The organism is Mesotoga sp. B105.6.4, assembly GCF_002896535.1.
In the GTDB taxonomy this organism is placed as follows: Bacteria; Thermotogota; Thermotogae; order Petrotogales; family Kosmotogaceae; genus Mesotoga.
On record NZ_JWIM01000073.1, the window covers coordinates 132633 to 150064 of the forward strand.

The 17432-nt window shown below is 46.4% G+C and carries 14 protein-coding genes; 4 read left to right on the plus strand and 10 right to left on the minus strand.

Translation table 11 applies throughout. From position 1 onward, the window contains the following. Window positions 1-444: 444 nt before the first annotated feature. Genes RJ60_RS13510 through RJ60_RS13520 form a run of 3 tightly spaced genes read left to right on the plus strand, consistent with a single transcriptional unit; the run spans window position 445 to window position 4803 of the window. The gene (locus RJ60_RS13510) at window positions 445-2172 is read left to right on the plus strand and encodes a formylglycine-generating enzyme family protein (RefSeq protein WP_258006349.1); all 1728 of its coding nucleotides are present in this window, start codon (window positions 445-447) and stop codon (window positions 2170-2172) included. Then, on the plus strand, window positions 2169-4034 hold the full coding sequence (locus RJ60_RS13515) for an N-6 DNA methylase (RefSeq protein ID WP_103135068.1): 1866 nt from the start codon (window positions 2169-2171) through the stop codon (window positions 4032-4034). Before RJ60_RS13510 ends, RJ60_RS13515 begins: the two co-directional genes overlap by 4 nt. Further along, window positions 4027-4803, plus strand: coding sequence for a hypothetical protein (locus RJ60_RS13520; protein WP_103135069.1), 777 nt, complete (start codon window positions 4027-4029; stop codon window positions 4801-4803). The genes RJ60_RS13515 and RJ60_RS13520 overlap by 8 nt, the downstream gene beginning before the upstream one ends. 87 nt (window positions 4804-4890) lie before the next feature. Here RJ60_RS13520 and RJ60_RS13525 read toward each other — a convergent pair whose 3' ends face one another. The 4 genes from RJ60_RS13525 to RJ60_RS13545 form a co-directional block, all read right to left on the minus strand. Beyond that, entirely contained in the window at window positions 4891-5118 is a 228-nt protein-coding gene (locus RJ60_RS13525; RefSeq protein WP_146028932.1) for a hypothetical protein, read from the minus strand. An 830-nt stretch (window positions 5119-5948) separates the two neighbouring features. Beyond that, window positions 5949-7967 carry a ferrous iron transport protein B gene (feoB, locus tag RJ60_RS13535; RefSeq protein ID WP_258006345.1) on the minus strand — a complete coding sequence of 673 codons (2019 nt, stop codon included), beginning with the start codon at window positions 7965-7967 and terminating at the stop codon, window positions 5949-5951. Further along, window positions 7909-8247 (minus strand): FeoA family protein, encoded by a 339-nt coding sequence (locus RJ60_RS16595; protein WP_103135073.1) that lies wholly within the window; start codon window positions 8245-8247, stop codon window positions 7909-7911. Before RJ60_RS16595 ends, feoB begins: the two co-directional genes overlap by 59 nt. After that, window positions 8228-8884 carry a metal-dependent transcriptional regulator gene (locus tag RJ60_RS13545; protein ID WP_146028933.1) on the minus strand — a complete coding sequence of 219 codons (657 nt, stop codon included), beginning with the start codon at window positions 8882-8884 and terminating at the stop codon, window positions 8228-8230. Before RJ60_RS13545 ends, RJ60_RS16595 begins: the two co-directional genes overlap by 20 nt. 125 nt (window positions 8885-9009) lie before the next feature. Here RJ60_RS13545 and RJ60_RS13550 point away from each other — a divergent pair, with 125 nt between their 5' ends. Further along, on the plus strand, window positions 9010-9285 hold the full coding sequence (locus RJ60_RS13550) for a hypothetical protein (RefSeq protein WP_103135075.1): 276 nt from the start codon (window positions 9010-9012) through the stop codon (window positions 9283-9285). A gap of 1845 nt (window positions 9286-11130) precedes the next feature. On the opposite strand, the gene RJ60_RS13555 is transcribed toward RJ60_RS13550, so the two are convergent. From RJ60_RS13555 to RJ60_RS13575, 6 genes are all read right to left on the minus strand, one after another. Continuing rightward, a complete protein-coding gene (locus RJ60_RS13555) occupies window positions 11131-11943 on the minus strand; it encodes an ABC transporter substrate-binding protein (protein ID WP_103135076.1) in 813 nt (270 codons plus the stop codon). A 362-nt stretch (window positions 11944-12305) separates the two neighbouring features. Next, window positions 12306-13979, minus strand: a complete 1674-nt coding sequence (locus tag RJ60_RS13560; RefSeq protein WP_103135077.1) for an ABC transporter substrate-binding protein — start codon at window positions 13977-13979, stop codon at window positions 12306-12308. An 856-nt stretch (window positions 13980-14835) separates the two neighbouring features. Beyond that, window positions 14836-15009 (minus strand): MetQ/NlpA family ABC transporter substrate-binding protein, encoded by a 174-nt coding sequence (locus tag RJ60_RS13565; RefSeq protein ID WP_103135078.1) that lies wholly within the window; start codon window positions 15007-15009, stop codon window positions 14836-14838. Window positions 15010-15028: 19 nt separating this feature from the next. Then, a complete protein-coding gene (locus RJ60_RS15660) occupies window positions 15029-15175 on the minus strand; it encodes a hypothetical protein (protein ID WP_180979963.1) in 147 nt (48 codons plus the stop codon). Further along, the gene (locus tag RJ60_RS13570) at window positions 15162-15962 is read right to left on the minus strand and encodes a DUF6577 family protein (protein ID WP_103135079.1); all 801 of its coding nucleotides are present in this window, start codon (window positions 15960-15962) and stop codon (window positions 15162-15164) included. Before RJ60_RS13570 ends, RJ60_RS15660 begins: the two co-directional genes overlap by 14 nt. A 490-nt stretch (window positions 15963-16452) precedes the next feature. After that, window positions 16453-17430, minus strand: coding sequence for a type II TA system antitoxin MqsA family protein (locus tag RJ60_RS13575; RefSeq protein WP_103135080.1), 978 nt, complete (start codon window positions 17428-17430; stop codon window positions 16453-16455). Window positions 17431-17432 lie beyond the last annotated feature (2 nt).

Here is a 17432-nt window from a genome sequence, read left to right on the forward strand (position 1 = left end):
TGACGTTGCTGTATAATTAACTTGTGTTGACTAGACAATCCGTACCGACAAGATGTGAATCCATTCCGCTTCTTGATTACCGTTTAATCGAGATCTCCAACTGTTGGTCATACCCTATCGAAATCAAATACGTGTATAGAATGTAGAAACCACAGACATCATGTATTTTTGAGTCGACTCTCAGAGTTCAAATCCCACACGAACATTTCCGTTCGCCGTTCTATCCAACCGGTGCTGTCTTTCTTGTAGCTTATTGAGCATCGGATATTCCGAACAACAATTTCACTCAGCTCCGCAAAATATCTACCCATAAGACATTCTCTCGTTTCCGATCCAGTGACAATCCCATTGTGCGGTTGTAGTGAGGGCAGAAAATACAATCGCCCGGTAATCCGGGTAGCGATTTCGATCGCGAAAAAATCATAAGGAGGAGTGGTTAGTTTGATGACGGAAATACCGTCAATGGAAATGCCGGAATGGATCAGAAACCCCGGGGAGTTCGACATAAGGAATATACTTCAGGACTCTCTCTGCTACTTGGCAAGCGGCCTTCACGGTCATTTTGTCAAGTGCTACATGGGAAATGCTTACAGCTTCGTGTACATCGACTACTACATAAGCCGCGAAGATCTGATGCAGGATATGGCCGAATACGGCTTCACAGGTTACAGGCCTATCTTGCATGAAACGATAGACCCGTACAGACTCCATCCCGGTGGATGGGACGCGCTGATTTGGTATTACCGCGACGACGATCCGCGGAGAGAGGGGAGGTTCGATCACTTCCGTGAAGACCGCGAGAGAGCTTACTTCGCAGGACATCGAGAGATTCTGAATACTTCGTGGAAGAAGGTTCTACCGGCCGAAGGAGATGGAAACCCTAACTCGTGGCTTAGAATCCAGAAAGAGCCCTTCGCCGAATGGTTCATCTTAGAGAGGACCGAAGAGTACGACGAGACGCACAACCCGAAACGCTTTTCCTTCTTCTTTCTCAACACCGAGGCTGTTGCTGCCTACCAGGCCCTGTACCTAGAAAACCGGATCGCTCCAAAAATCATCGTAATCCCGCAATACGGCTTCGGCATGAACTGGACGGAGTTCGGCGTCAGAGAGAGCATACTCGGCAGGTCTATCTTCTATCCAGATCATCCCCTACCGGAGTACATCGTGGGCATGTCCGGTTTTACGAACCCCTGGCCCGAATACACGCACAGGGTAAAGAAGTACTTCAACGGGTTTAACTTCTGCGTCACTATCTGGAAATTCTCGGGAGACCCCGCAAGGCTCAACCCACCTGTCATTGAGCGGAGTGGGGTAAAGCAATTAATCAAGAATAAAGAAAATGTAGATATCAATCTGCCGGTCATTGAGCAGAGAGAGCCCGCCCTTCACAGGTCCCCGGAAAACGAACTCGTCTTTGTCGAGAAGGGCGAGTTCGAGATGAGCGAGGTATGGGAGGGAGAAAACGGAAAAGAGCGGAAGACCCTCTATGTGATACTTAGCTATGATTTCTATATCGGCAAGTACCCCGTCACGTGTCAGGAGTACTCGAGGTTCTGCAGGGAAACGGGCACAGAAGAATTCATAGATAGATACTTCCCGAATGTCAGAAAGCCGGCCGTGCGTGTGAACTGGTTCGAAGCCATCGCTTACTGCAACTGGTTGAGCGAAAAGGAAGGCCTGCCCCCGGCGTACGATGAATTGGGAAAACTGCTTGATTGCGACGGCTCATACACGAGCGACTTAAGAAGAGTTGCCGGCTACAGGTTGCCGACCGAGGCAGAATGGGAATACGCGGCCAGGGGAGGCCAAAAGAGCAAAGGATACGTCTTCGCCGGGAGTAACGACGTCGATGAGGTCGCCTGGTATATCGGAAACTCAACCGACAGAACTCGAGAGGTCGGGTTGAAGAGCCCGAACGAACTCGGGCTTTACGATATGTCCGGCAACGTCTGGGAACTGTGCAGCGACAACAGCGACAGATACTCGGAGGGACTGGAGATAAACCCGTATGGGGAAACAGATCAATGGAAGGTTCTTCGTGGCGGAAGCGCAGTTGACCATCCTTTAACAGTGGCAGTTTCGTTCCGTAACATTGGTGTAGTAACTGCAGACTCGATGATCGGCTTCCGAATTGCGAAGACAGTGCCGGTCGACGAGGGTGAGCAATGATGGGCCTTCCAGGTAGCGTGCAGAACTTCATGTATCTTCTTTCCAAACTCGGTCAGCGGAACCGGCTGCTTTCGGAAAAGGCGATAGAGTATTTCTGGACCTCGATGCTGCTCAAGAGACTCTCGCAGAACGTCAAATTCAGTGACGTATTCTGGAGGTACGTTTTCTTCGGAAAGAGCGGACAGGAGAGGGCCGATCTCATGGAGAGCGCAATATCCGAACTCATCGTCGAGCATCCCGAATTTTCCTTCATGGACTTCAAGGGAGAAATGAGCGCGGCCTTCAAAGAAGACTCGCCGCTCTTCCACAGAACCTGCGCTTTTGCCGACGGCATGATCGACGAACTCTCAGTAAGGGACATAGATCTGTTGACAGATCCCCTGTATAGGGGCATGTTCACCATTGCGATCGATTCCAATCTTCTCTATTCGGACATGATAGTTCCGATGGAAATCCTCGAGATGATGGTCGATCTGCTCGAGATCGAACCCGGAATGACAGTTTACGACCCCGCTTTCGGTTATGGACGGGCCTTCTACACGATCTTCAAGAGAGAAGGCTTCGATTACACTTCCTTCGCCGGTCTTGAAATCGACCCGAGAAAATGGCGGCTCACAAGGATTATCCTTTCTCTTTTCGGGATCGACGTCTCTATGCTCGTAAGGGGTGATTCGCTCATGAAGCCGTCGAAAGAGACTCTCTATGTGGAAGAAGGCTACGACAGGGTGATTATCGAGCCTCCTACAGGCGAGCGAATGGTTTTGCAGGAGATTAAGACAGACTTCTTTCTCAGAAACATTCTAGATATCTCATCCGGTCTCATCAGCCAGTGGGATTTCATAACCCACGGAATGCGCTCGATGAAGGATGACGGGAAGCTCGTGACGCTGATCACGAGAGGAGCACTGGGAGAAGGAAACAAGGAAATCATAGACAACGACTGGCTTGAAGCCGTAGTACAACTACCCCTTGGAGCCGTTCACGGCGGAAACGACGACTGCTGCTTGATGGTCCTCAACAAGGCAAAGCCCGCCATCAGGAAAGGGCAGGTCTTCATGGCGGTGTCCAGGAGCGACGGCAGAGAGCCCTTCTGCTTCGAAGTGAGAGAGGAGAATCTTCTGCTGGATTCAGTCATGAGAAACTTCAAGGACTGGAAAGGCGAAAGCGGAGTATGCGCGCTACTCCCTATTAGTACGATAAAGCAGAGCGGCTATTCTCTGGTTCCGGCCGACTACCCGATAATACCTGTAGAGATAGACCAGTTGCCCGAGGATTACGAGACGTTTCTCACTTCCCCGACAGTCGATCTGGGTTCCATCGGTGAGTTCTTTGAATCCAACCGTTTGCGCAATTCTTGGAGAGCCGACCTGCTTGAAGATAATGAAGCCGATGGAAAAAAGTACGACGGCAAGGTCTACAAATACCCTCGTCTGGAGGTCGATGACAACGGCATCGTACAGTTTAGTTCTCTCGAGGAGTATACGGGAGATCTCCCAAAGGCAACCGAGAAAGCGCTTCTACGAAAGAACGACATCATATTCAACAAAAGAAACGACATATCTACCGTGGGGCTGGTAGCCGAGATTCCTTCAGACGCTTCGATACTGCCCTCAGGCAATCTCATAGTCTTCAGAGTCACTGGCGAATACGATCCTATTAAGGTCTTCAACATTCTCAGGGGCGACTACGGTCAGTTTCTCATAAGAGAAGCCACAAAGCACCTTTTCATGGAGTTTCTACCCCTGCGCATAATACAGGCCCTGAGGCTCCCGGTCGAGGCAATCAGGACACAAAGATCTGGTGAGAGCGGATCTCCGAACAAAGACATTTCGACCGGCGAAGTGAGTGATTCCGATGTTTGAAGAGGTGACGAAGGCCGAAATGCCCGACTGGATAAAGAACCCGGTGAAATTCGTCATTCATGACGTATTGAAAGACTCCCTATACTATCCGGCCTGCGGCTATGACGGACACCCCGTCGAGTACTTTCTGGGAAATGTCTACAGCTTCGTATATGTAGACTACTCCATAAGCAGGGAGAACTTGCTCGAAGAGGTCGCCAACAATGGGTTCAGGGGGTACAGAGTCCTCCGTCAGCTTTCCTTGAGCGAAGGCCAGCTCGCGCCGAACGGCTGGAGGATCAGGGTCGCCCCGGGCCGTGCGGAATTCCACCGGCCCGACCATTATTCGGATGTGTTCAAGAGGCCCTTCGCCGAATGGTTCATCTTCGAGAGGACCGAGGAGTACGGTGAAGACCATAATCCTTCCAGGTTCTCGCTGCTGTTCATATGTGCGGACGGTGCCGCAGCTTATCAGGCGCTTTATTTGGAAAACAGAATGGCCCCTAAGATTCTGGCCATAATCCAGCCGGGGGAAGCCTTCGGCTGCAACTGGACAAACTTCACGAACAGAGGTCAGATACTCGCGCGGTCAGTCTTCTACAAGGACAACCCTCTTCCCGAATATGTCATAAACGGAGGCATAGGCCGCAGCGAGTTCTACAGAGTCCCTATCTGGCCGGAATACATGGAGTTTGTCAAGAAATTCAACATAGGTGCTAAGTACTTCAGGATATGGAAGAGATCGGTAAGAGATGTGCGAGATCGATATGATTCTCGTGACATTGAATGAAAAGTGAGATATTCGTTGGCATGGAGTACTATGCTTCTTAGCTAAAGGCATAGAAAGCAGGAATTAGAATCTGAGTTTTTTTGGCCTTCAAGTTGCAAGTATAAGAACCGCGCTACGCCTAAAAGCAAGGACCCGCTGATCGCTGATGAAGACAACGTTGTCCGTCAACGGTCCCCCGTCCCCGCCGAGAAGACCGGTTCTTCGTTCCGACGCTACGCGTCCAGGTTGTTCGTTCTTGGAACCAGATCCCGGATCAAGTCCGGGATGACAACTAACGGTTAATTCCGAAAACACGAAAAGGCTAGATTCCGTCATTCCGACAAAGCTCCTGGTCGGAATCTTGATACTATTGCTCACGGTTCTCACCGGCGAACAATGCAATGTTAAACTTCGAACCAGCATAACCTTGTCCTTTCGAAACTGCAACCACGGAATCCCTCCAACCACGTACCACGAACAACAGCGCCTCTGCAAAAACTGAGTCTGTCAATGATTTTCTCCAGAAGAAGTACTTCCGGGGGCAGAAGTTACTTCCGATATCGGAAGTAGTTCCCAATCCTTAGTGCTTCGGAATTCCGTTTCTTTCCATTTCGTTAATGCTCGGTCCTGTAAATCCGTATGATGTGGAGAGCTGTTTCATGCTGCTGGCATGAAAGAGCGACAATCCATCATTCTGAGCTTGTTTCCGCATCTCGTTCTTTATAGATAAACAAAGATGGCTTTCATGTGAACCATAGCGGAATAATCTCGCAGATTTATTTAATTCCATGGCGTTGCCTCCTATCCTGTTTCTGCTTTCGATTTCTCAACGATCTCCTGAAGTATTCGCAGCAGTGAAAATGGAGTCTGACCCTATTTATAAGAGCAAAGACTATTGAAACGATGTCGAAAAGCCAGGACCATCTCACAATGAAATACTGTCGGCATCTATACAAGCAGTTTGCTACGAATTCTCAGTTTTTCACGAAGAGCCATTTGCTGAAAACGACTTCAGTCTTGAATCAATTCCGCGGGAATCAATTTCCAACGATCGAGTGCTTTTCTTTCATGCACTACGCGAAATCCTTTACCATGTTAGAAGCAAATGAGTTTTAGATTTACAATGGCAACCATTCGTAATTGGGCACTGAATGTAATACGATTACTCAACCAAGAAACAAACTGCCAATTTGAAATACGAGAGTAGCCACAATGAATGCAAATACAGTTGTATAAATAGCGGTGAAAAGGGCCCATTTGACTCCAGCTTCCTTCCAGATTGCACCAAATACCGCTACGCATGGCATGTATAGCAATGTGAAAAGCATGAAGGCATACGCCGAGAGTGGTGTGAAATACTCCTTCAAGGTCAGTTCGAGGTTCCCTTCTCCTATTAGCGTCTGATAAGTCCCAACCACAACTTCCTTTGCGAGACCTCCCATTAAAACTGCGACCCCGCTCTCCCAGTTATCAATTCCCATCGGCTTCATGAGGGGAGCAACAGCCGAACCAATAACGCCTGCATAGCTTTCTCTGGAACCATACTCCACTCCAGCCGGGAAGGTTGCCAGAGCCCAAATCACCAAGACAACTATGAAAATAATTGTACCGGCTCTCTTGAGAAACATCAGGCTCTTGCTTCCCGCAAATCTCAGAGTCTCTTTTACCCTTGGCGGCCTGTACGGTGGAAGCTCAAGCACAAACGGAGAGCTTTCCCCCTTAAGGATCGTACTTTTGAACAACCTCGCCATTCCAATGGCGGCTACTATTCCGATCACATAGATACTGAAGACAATGGTACTTTGATGTTTTGAGAAAAATATGGCGGTGAAGGTAAGATAGATCGGCAGTCTCGCGCTGCATGACATGAAAGGCGAAACAAGAATAGTGATCAGCCGATCCTTTCTCGATTCAAGGGTTCTTGTAGCCATAATTGCAGGAACTGTGCATCCAAATCCAATTATCATAGGTATGAAAGATTTGCCGTGCAGCCCAATCTTGTGCATCAGCCTGTCCATGACAAATGCAGCCCTGGACATGTATCCTGACGATTCTAGAACCCCGATCATGAGAAACAAGAAGAAGATGTTAGGAACGAAGACCATTACGCTTCCCACACCTCCGATAATCCCGTCCGAAACAAGAGAGACCAATATTTCCGGCACGTTTCCGGCAAGCAGAGAAGTTGCAGATTCAGATAGCCATTCGAAGCCGATTTCTATCTGTTCGAGAAAGAAGTTCCCGACAGTAAAGGTTACCTGAAAGGTGAGCCACATCAGAAAGAAGAAGATTGGAATTCCGAGCCATCTGTTGGTGAGTATTCTGTCAAGTCTATCTGTGAAATCGGCGCGAACAGTGTTTTTTTTCACACAGTCTGTTTCTATCTCCTGAATGAATCTGTACCTTTCTTGGGCGATCGCTACAGAAGCTTCTCCAACACTCTTTTCGAGGTCTGAAACGATTTGATCGACTGCGCCCTTTATGCCGCTTGAAGCTCTTTCAAGAACCAATTTGTACTCGGGGTCCCTTTCAATGAGTTTTATGGATAACCATCTGGGGTCTAGCTCATTGCAAATATCTGAATGCGATACCAGTGACTCTATCTTCCTGATTGCCTCTTCTATTCTCTGGTCGTTAAACTTCCTCTCTGTTTTGGACGAGATCTTTCCCCTATAATCGACAATCTTTTCTTTCAAATCCTTAATACCAGTATGTTTCAGCGCGGAAATCATAACGACCGGCACTCCCAATTTTCTGGCCATGCCTTTCGTGTCAATTGAAATGTTCTTAGCCTCCAACTCGTCCTGCATATTCAGAACCACAATGATGTTTAGACCCATTTCAATGAGTTCGAGGGTCAGATAGAGGTTTCTTTGGAGGTTCGTGCTGTCGATTATCGACAAGACCAGATCGGGCTTGCTGGTCACCAGATAGTCACGGGAGATTCTTTCATCTAATGAAAAGGCATTCAAGCCGTATATCCCCGGTAAATCGACTACTTTCGCCTTTATTCCGGCGAATGAAAATACTCCTTCCTTCTTCTCTATCGTAACTCCAGGCCAATTTCCAATCTTTTGGTGCATCCCTGTCAGAGCATTGAACACCGCTGTCTTCCCCACATTGGGATTACCAGCCAGTGCGATTTCTATAACGTCTTCTTCTACCGAAGCGCCCTTTAACGGCATTGTTCTCCTCCCCTCCATCTACAAAGCGGATTCTTTCGTCTATAGGTTCCACTACTATCCTGCTTGCAAGAGAGTTGCTCAGACCCATCCGAGATTCCCCAATTAGAAGAATCAACATCCCCTCCGCTGAGCCCCTCATAACTTCAACAACGGCGCTTTCAATAAGGCCAATGCTTCGCAGTTTGGATTTCTGCGTTTCGCATCCTGAAAGATCTACTATTCTGCAGCGGCCCCATCGAACATTGTTGAGAAAGAATCTCTCAGATCCTTTCGACGACAATGGCCCTCGCCTCCTCTTTACGAAGACTAAGTCTGTATCCCCGCACCTTTATCTCGATAGGATCTCCCAAAGGAGCGATAGCCTCAAGCGAAATCTCTGTTCCCGGAAGCACTCCCATGCTTAACAGACGTCTCTTCAGCTCAGGATCACCCCTGACGGCCTCTACCCTGTAGACATTTCCGCTTTTTTGCCTATCGAGAGTTACTTGTGACTCCTTCTCATAATCGTCAACGTAAGTCTGCATCTTTTTTAGAAGATCAGGGTTTTCAGCGAAAAACCTCGTTACGGCCTCCATTTTCGTCAGCAATTCCTGATTCAGATGATGCTCGAGACCGTGTGCAAGCTCATCCGCTTTGCTACCCTCGATATACAGAACTGCTTCGAGAAAGGTCTTGACAGAGTTGTGTTTCTCGAACAATAGACTGGCCTGCATAAGTCCCGCCTGAGTAAGTTTGATGTAACTGTACTTTTCGTAGTCGACGAGTCCGTTTTCGCTCAGCTTCTTCAAAGCAGAAATCACAGAGGAAGTTTTCACGCCGAGGATCTCAACGACATCTTTCACACGTGCAAAGTCCTTCTCGATCTGTATCTGATACACAGATTTCAGGTAATCCTCAAGGCTCTCTGAAATAGGCACTCTGAAACCACTCCTTCCATATGAAGATAAGATAGATATATCTACTAATAGTATATTGATGTACCTTATCTTTGTCAAGACTCCTCTAATGCATTTTCAAGAGCTTGGAGTATCCGGCTAGTCTTGTGATTTTTCATCCGAAACAAAGCTTGAGGAAATACCGTGAAGAAAGAAGTGAAAGGAAGCGTTTCTATCCGGTAAGAGAAACGATTTTGATGATGGAAGAATGCAGAGCACATAAACTCCCTGATCCAATATTCAGGGAAGAATCAGGGGGCTTTTCGGTAAGTTTCTTCAACACATCCTACAAAAGTGAACTGCAGATACCGGGGCTTACGCCAAGGCAGCAACAGATAGTAGAGTTTGTCATGAAAAACGGAAGCATTACCAATGAACAGTGAAGAGAACTCACAAAAGTCTCAAAAGCAACTGCGACAAGAGACCTTGCTGATCTTGTTGAAAAGCGCGTTCTTGATCAGAAAGGAAAGAGCAAAAAAAACCGAATATTACACTCTGGTGAGCCATAATGAGTCATAGGTGAGCCATAACTTTTGAATCTCTGATAAGGGGCATGGTAAATAGGGCCTCCATTTTTTGGCGAGAAGAGGGAAAAAGCCGTCCTTGGTTGTCCCGGAGCATGGACCCATCCTTCGAAAGAGCGGAAAGAACCGTTCAGCATCCTCCGAAAAGAGCCTTCTCTAATGGTCTTACCCATCACCCATAACTCACAACGCACTACCCATGAGCCCGACGCTGCGCGTACAGGGTATTGGGTCGTAAAAGAGTGTTGATCGATCGTATTCAGCTCTAGATACGGAGTTTAAGTCCTCCCTTCCCATCATGCCGAACACACTTAATACGTTATTCTGAGTTTGACTCAGAATCTGCTTTCTCAACAGTAAGGAACGCGATTGCTTAATTTCGCTTTTCTGTCCTTTGAAACACTCTCACAGACTTTTATCTTCGATTTCTCGTTTAGTGTGAAAATGGAGGCTGACCCTGTTTATAACTTCTCTTCGCCAAAGCATAAATAGGAGTCTGACCCTTTTAATTTCAACCGGCATTGCGACACGGATCTGGGCCGTGCTTGCCCAGCCTCGCGTCCACCGATGTTTCTCGGCGCCTTGGGTCTTATTTCAGCAGTGACTGGCTTTTCACTTGCCTTCTCGCGAGCTCAGCGAACATCTCGACAATGCTCTTTCTCGCTTGATGTTATCCAAGGACAGGGCCATGATCCTGGACGAGTCACGAAGGACGGTTCTCCACAAAGATCGGCGGGTCCTTGATTTTGAAGCGTACAGCTGTTCTTAGATGATAGATCCCGTACAGAAGCATCACGGGATGACACTGAACAGAGGCCCCAAACAGGCGCATATTGGAGCAAGCTTTTCAGGGCAGGCTTACTGGTGATAAAGTAAGGAGTCGGTACGAGTGACATGGGATGATAGCCTTCTCTTGCATCACGTCATTCTGAGATGATCCTGCTCAGAATCTCGCTCTTCTCGCGAGTGAGCTAACTCTCGATAATGCTCTTTCTCAACGATTGATCTTATCTTATCGGTCTTCCCGAAGGACGGTGGACCGTCGACGTACAACGTTGTTTTCATGTGAACCATGTTGGCATATTCTCTCTGCATGGGGGTGTCCCCGTGGGCGGAGCAGGAAAAAGGCTCCGCTTAACCTTTCTTTTCTATCCTTATGAATATCCTCACAGGCTTCTTGCCTTCGATTTCTCGTTCAGTGTGAAAAATGGAGTCTGACTCTATTTATTTTGTGACCCTATTTATTTTGCTCTTCTCTAAGATGATACTGAACATGCCGGAGATTAACCATCTTTACAAAGAACGAGAATCTGTGTAAGAGACTCATAGAGGAACTCTTAACTGGAACACAGCAGAGCTGGTTGTCGCAGCATGATTAACAACTTTGATCTACAAACTCCGATCTTCAAAAAGATGTAGAACATAAGGACATTGGAATAGTCCAGCCGGGAAGCTTCTCTTCCCGGCCGGATATTGCTGATCTTGAACTAGACACTTTAAGAGCAACAAATCCATTCCTGCAGCTTGTGATCTAGTTTAGTGAATTATGATACTGCCGCCAGTTGTTATGGTTAGCAGTGTATCCTTTGTCTAATCAGATTGTGGACCTGGTTGTTATGACGTCTCATTACTCTGTAGGAAAGCATCCAGGTTCTAATTCATCTAGAAACACTCGATTTCAGACCCAGCTCGACACATTATGAGTCAGTAGTCTAGGAACATCTCCGGTAACCATGGTCTTTCAAAGTACTTCTCGTACAACTCTTCATACTTGCCGCTAAACTTCGTCCACCTCAAGAACCAGTTGAACCACTCGACAAGCTCATCGGTTTCAGGCCCTTTCGCAAACACGAATCCCCAGGGATCGGGCATTATGCTCCCCTCAAGGATTCTAAATTCGCTATCCGGCAGCGACCTTGCTTTGCAGATAATCTCCAGCATTATGTCATCCCTTACAAAGGCGTCTACTAAACCATTTTGAAGATTCTCAATCATGACATTCAGCGAGCCTGTCACTAAAACCTCTCTGCCAAACACATCCTCAAAAGCCTCTTTCTCGTACAATGTAGGTGAGGGAACCGCAACTCTTACGCTTGGATTGGCCAGATCGTTTACATGAGTCAATTCGGAATCGACTCTTACAAGGGCGGTGACTCGCATGACAATATATGGTTCCGAAAAGCGTAAAGAACCCATCATAGGGAATTTTATCGAAAACGGAACTGCTACCATATCGGCCTTACCAATGGACAAATAATAAGGCATCTGATCCAACCCAACATTAGAAAAATCCCATTCAATATCCACTCCCAGTTTTTCTGCTGCAAGGTAAAGAAGATCAGGTATAAGACCCGAAGGATTGCCGTCTTGATCAATGAACTTCAGAAGGGGATTTTGTCCAGAACCACAAAGAATAGTAATTTTACCGCTCTCTAGTATTTGCTCAAGAGTAGATGTCGCAAAAACCGTTCCGAAGACAAGAGCAGCTGCAATGAGTAACAAAATCACCTTTTTCATACCAATCGCCTCCCTCTTTGTTTTGTGAGAGCGACACGGGTAGTCTCATTTGACAGTCACATCGCGAGAATCATATTCTCAAGTGTTTGATCATTCGGTCATCAAACAGGATACGACTTATCGACAGAGATCATCCCTCAGGGTGCGAATAGTATCTAGATGATAGAAAATGGAGTCCTACAATTCGAGTTTGAGAAGTTAAAGGCACAAGAAGTTCAATTGATTACGCCAGCCCTTACACTCCATACTTCAAAACAGTAAAGACACGTAGTTTTACGACTGACTTCACAGGAGTAATAGACTTACGCTGAGCACTTTCGAGCAAACCAGCCGGGAAGAGAACCTTCCCGGCCGGATATTGCTTACTCCTTCCAGATACCCCAGGCTTTCCAGAGTTCATCCGCTGCCGCCGAAGGAACGGGATTTGGAAAGTGCACGTTGCCCTGATATGCATATAGGAGATTTGGCGAATGTATGTAAATGATAGGCTGGTATTGAGCAAATAGCATCTGGAACTCTTCGAACAGTTCATATCTCTCATCCTCTGTTACGGATGTCTGGAGCACAAAGATCTCGTGAATCCTCTTTTCCCATTCCGGGAGGAAGTACATCTCTTCGGTTATGTAGTCACGATATCCAGGAGGATAGTTCCAGAAGTGACTCGGTCCATCGATACGAAAGCTTCCAGTACTAAGTTCAGGATCAAGCGTATAGTTGAAGAACCCTGACAGGAAGGAATCGTATAGAGGCTCTTTCATAAGCGGAACTCCTGCCAGGCGAACCAAATTGATAGTGATTCCTAGCTCCTTTGCATCAGAAGCGATCATGTTCCCAAGGGTTACGAACAATGGCGAGACCTCAAGGTTAAATTCTACGGCATTTCCGATCTCGTCGATCAGCTTCCCTTCAGAGTTCCAGCTGAACCCTCCCAGCTCAAACTCGCTTTTCGCCTTTTCCACAGAATAGAAAAACGGATTTTCCTCAACTTTTTGCGAAAAATATGGACTCTCTACGTTCAGCGGCGAATACAGGGGTTTTGAATTGCCCCCGTAAGTTGTATCAATTATCTTCTCCCGGTCTATCAAATAGGCAAAGGCACGCCTAAAGTGATCGTTCCTGAACCACTCTCTTTTTATCGGGTCAGGCGCATTGAAATTCAGAAGAAGGACCTGCACGTAGTCTCTTGAACCCCCCTGCCCCGCAACCCAGTTATGGTACTTTTGACTTAAGAGAGTCTTCAACTGACTTGTAGACGGAGTGAAGAAGTCCAGCTCGCCGGTCTGAAATGCCCACATCGCATTGCTTCCGCTCATTATGTGGATTACCGCACTGTCCAGATATGGGAGTCTCACACCTTGCGAGTCGAACTTCCAGTAATTTGGATTCTTGTTCAAGACTACTTTCACTCCCGGAACATACTCTGAAGGAATGAACGGTCCTATTCCTACTATCTGATCAACTTCGTCCAGAGACCATATATCATTAACCGTTCCAGCTGCGATTGCAGGCTCAAAGATATGTTTCGGTAGTATCAACAGGCTTGCTGCAGCTTTTATGCCTAAGGTATTTGGTACAGTCCAGGCGAGAGATATCACCGAATCATCGATCAAATCAACGGTTGGGAGGTTGCCTTCAGCATCAAGAAAATTTGGATTGCCACGCTCCACAACCAGACTGAAGAGCCAGTACACGGCATCGGCTGTGAATGGTTCGCCGTCTGACCATAAGATTCCCTTTCTTATTTTGAAGAATACGGTCAGACCATCTTCGGAGAGCCACCAATCCGAGGCTAATTCAGGAATCGTGAGACTCATGTTGGTATCGAAGCCGAGCAAGGAAGAAGAGAACAATCTGATTACCTTATTCGAATAAATGTCAGATGCAATGAAAGGATTGAAAGTCGCAGGATCTAGATTCATTGTGATGTTCAAAGTCCCGCCGGGTTTTCCGTCGAAGTCCTCGATAACGTATTCCGGAGTTGAGAATGCAAGAGCAAACAACAAAAACACTGCAATTACCAATGCCAGTTTCTTCATCTTTTCGCCCCCTTTTATTTTGTGAGAGCGACACGGGTAGTCTCATTTGACAGTCACATCGCGAGAATCATATTCTCAAGTGTTTGATCATTCGGTCATCAAACAGGATACGACTTATCGACAGAGATCATCCCTCAGGGTGTGAATAGTATCTAGATGATAGAAAATGGAGTCCTACAATTCGAGTTTGAGAAGTTAAAGGCACAAGAAGTTCAATTGATTACGCCAGCCCTTACACTCCATACTTCAAAACAGTGAAGACACGTAGTTTTACGACTGACTTTATAAAGGTAATAAGATACCTGCGTTTCATTACCAATTGAGATTATAGTCTTAATTGGAGATAATCCGTATATTCATAACTAGTCGATCTAAATGAAGGATGTAAAAGTTAACGGCTGTATAAGTTTCTCTATTATTTACTGAAATCAATTGACTGATCCGAACGTTACCAAAGTCAAAGCAGTCTCTTTTGGATAAAATACCTTTGTGCATTTAATAGAGCTTGAGATAGCAAGATCATCCACAACTTATATCTCGCGATCTCTCCTAACGAATCACATTACTTAAGACCCAGTTCTATCCGGTAGACCTATGATATTCGATTTTCTAAAAGAGCTGTCGGCTAAAATCCTTTGCGAATTCACTGATCACTACTTGGGCAGACATGAAAAACCGGTATTCAAATCAATCGGAATAATGACTTTTTTGCAGAAGACTTTTCTCTGAAGTGCAACTAAATGTCACTTAGACCAGCTTTCTAGAGCTGGCTGGCATGGAGCGTCTTCCAAAGCAAAAGCGTGCGTTCGCCCGCTCTTTGCTTAAAAAACATTGCGTCCTAGAAGGTCGGAACGATCTAGCCTTCGAGTTTCTCCAGAATGAATTCCCTGACTTCGTCTCTTGTCATTATCCCCGCCAGACTCTCAAGCCATTCACTGTCAAGGTCTTGTTCACGCACGACAATGAAATTGGCGTACGACCAATCCTTTCCCTCAACGAAAGTGGCGTCCTTCTTAGAGTTCAATCTTATCGAGAGCGCTTAATTAGTGTTAATGACAGCCCGGCGACTGTTGTGTCTTCCTTAGCTCCAGAAGCTGAAGAGCCTTAATCGTCTTTTCTAGCAGTATCTGGTCACAACCCAGTTCAACTCGTTTAGCCTCAAGATACTCCCTGGTCAAACAACTATCGGAGATCATCCAATGCCTCCCTGAAACCTGTCAGCTTCTTTGAGGTAAGGTAGTCAGACATTTCCTGTCTTCTACCTCTCCTCGCCGCATATCTTATGATGGTATTTACGTTCAGAGCGTATGTATTGAAGGCATTTCTGAAAACTCTGTCCATTTCGGCACCACCAAAAGGCTCAAGAACGGGCCCCCCTGAGAACAGATCCACAAGCATTTTTTCGAGCCTCGGTACGATGACTCCATCACTCTCCCTTACCGGTGCTTCAGTGATGAGTCTTCCGACAACTATTGCGGGAGACTGACCTGAAACATACAGATCGATATCTTCGACGGAGGGGTTTAGAAGTAGCAGAGTTCCGGTAAGAGAGGAGTTCTTCTCCAACGATTCCTGAAGCACTTCAAAGACGGCCCTTTCAGTTTCTCTTTCCGATTCAACAACTATGGTCTGCATAAAGGCTATATGAAGTGCGAACTCGTTCAACCAGAAAGGCCTCCAGACACATATTCTCGTTAGCGGCAGCCGTTTCCTTAGCTCGAGATATACCTTTCTAAGAGTTTGGTCTATCTCTGGAGTATAATCGTACAGCTTTTTGAGAGTGTACAGACCACGCCCGACAGGGGTTATGACTCCGCGCCTTTTCAGAGCATTCAGTCTGGTACGGATAGTAACCGTGCTTATCTCTTCTCCTGGAAGAGTAAGAAATGGCTTGAGCTCCTCAGTAGTGAAGGAGTCCCTATCTTTAAGCTCTGAACTTATTCTCTTACCACTACGCTTTGAGGACCAGGTCTCGTCTTTCAAATCGATCAACTCACTTTTAGAACAACAGGCAATTTATAAGCATATTGCCTTTTGTTCTAATTATAGCAGATGTTCTTTCCTTTCCAAGCAGGAAATACTTGGAGTGCTTTTCTAGAGTGTGCTACCGTGTCAATCTGAATCTCTGGCTTCGTCAGGTGATTTGCGCAAGAGCATTGTGTTTAATGAAATATCTTTGTAGTTCCGTGAAATCTCTTCTGCGCGCTCCTTCAGCTTTTTGTAATCTTGCAGATTCAAAAATCGCCTTTTCATTGAATGAATAACACTAAGCCCTCGTCCAAAAAACTTATCTAACGAGTGTTTTGCAGGATATTTCATTCTGCTTATTGTCGGAATGATAGTGTATCATTTTCTTCCAAACTCATTTTCTAATAGCCCTTTTAGGCCCATTTAGAATGCTTCTTATACAGTTCACACTGATCCGTCTGCAGAATTAGGAGTCTTACCAATTCATTTAGTAATTCAAGCAGGACTAGCTCTTGATCATTCCCTTGCAGTATTTTATGACTTTTTTCTCTCCAGTTTCTTTCCAGCAAGGTTCCTCGTGAGATAGAGATGAGAGCTGACTGCTTGTAAGGTGACCATATCTTTTCACAACCGTCTCGATGATCTCCTCTTCTTCGGCGAGCAAATGATCGGTCTCTGCCGTTCCTTTGATCATCACAAAGGCTTTCTTACCTTCTTCGACCACTCCGGCTTCTTTAAGATAAGAGACAACGTCTTCATACTTCACGGGCGTAGGCCCATAGAGATTGGCAATATACCTGAGACCGGTAATGGATATCCCCCTTCTCTCGAATGATAGTATATCGGAGTAGAACATAAGCTTGAACAATTTCATGTGATCAAGAGGTCCTATCTCGGAAAGGAAACGCCCCACGACTGCACTCAATGTTTTTCCTGAAAAGACCTTGAAGCCATTGAGGCGCGATTCGGTATCTCCGTGAGCTTCAATAATCATACTCTCTCTAAGAGAAAGCCGGGATTCATTTTCAATTCCGGTCTTGCCGACTATTCTGTCTCGATCGTCCGGCGAGATCCTTCCCTGGACCGAAGCGGCATTAACGAAAGAGACGAAGTCTTCTCCGCCTGGAATTATGTGATTTATGTAAGATTCTAGTAGCTTGTCTGAAAGAGCTCTGGAGCCGTCTTCAAGCCTAGAAACCAGGGACTTCGTCCTTCCGAGCAGGAGCGCTATCTCTTCTTGAGTGAGGTTCAGATTCTCTCTGGCTTTCCTGAGATCTTCCGCCGATGGGATGCAATGGACCTTCTCATAATTGTCCCAGATCTTCTTCCAGGCTTCATCGAGAGATCGGGCATCTACATATGAACTTCCACATTCATCACATTTATAGACATCGTAGGAAAGTCTGACTCGACTTCCCTTGAAACTCTCGATGCTCTCTTCCTTAGATAGGCGCATTTCCCTTCCACATTCGGGACATCTCATGA

What these genes read in the sequence shown, in the direction of transcription:
- RJ60_RS13510 (WP_258006349.1), top strand. Translation starts at nt 445, where the DNA reads ATGACGGAAATACCGTCAATGGAAATGCCGGAATGGATCAGAAACCCC.
- RJ60_RS13515 (WP_103135068.1), top strand. Translation starts at nt 2,169, where the DNA reads ATGATGGGCCTTCCAGGTAGCGTGCAGAACTTCATGTATCTTCTTTCC.
- RJ60_RS13520 (WP_103135069.1), top strand. Translation starts at nt 4,027, where the DNA reads ATGTTTGAAGAGGTGACGAAGGCCGAAATGCCCGACTGGATAAAGAAC.
- RJ60_RS13525 (WP_146028932.1), bottom strand. Translation starts at nt 5,118, where the DNA reads ATGACGGAATCTAGCCTTTTCGTGTTTTCGGAATTAACCGTTAGTTGT.
- feoB (WP_258006345.1), bottom strand. Translation starts at nt 7,967, where the DNA reads ATGCCGTTAAAGGGCGCTTCGGTAGAAGAAGACGTTATAGAAATCGCA.
- RJ60_RS13555 (WP_103135076.1), bottom strand. Translation starts at nt 11,943, where the DNA reads ATGAAAAAGGTGATTTTGTTACTCATTGCAGCTGCTCTTGTCTTCGGA.
- RJ60_RS13560 (WP_103135077.1), bottom strand. Translation starts at nt 13,979, where the DNA reads ATGAAGAAACTGGCATTGGTAATTGCAGTGTTTTTGTTGTTTGCTCTT.
- RJ60_RS15660 (WP_180979963.1), bottom strand. Translation starts at nt 15,175, where the DNA reads ATGATCTCCGATAGTTGTTTGACCAGGGAGTATCTTGAGGCTAAACGA.
- RJ60_RS13575 (WP_103135080.1), bottom strand. Translation starts at nt 17,430, where the DNA reads ATGAGATGTCCCGAATGTGGAAGGGAAATGCGCCTATCTAAGGAAGAG.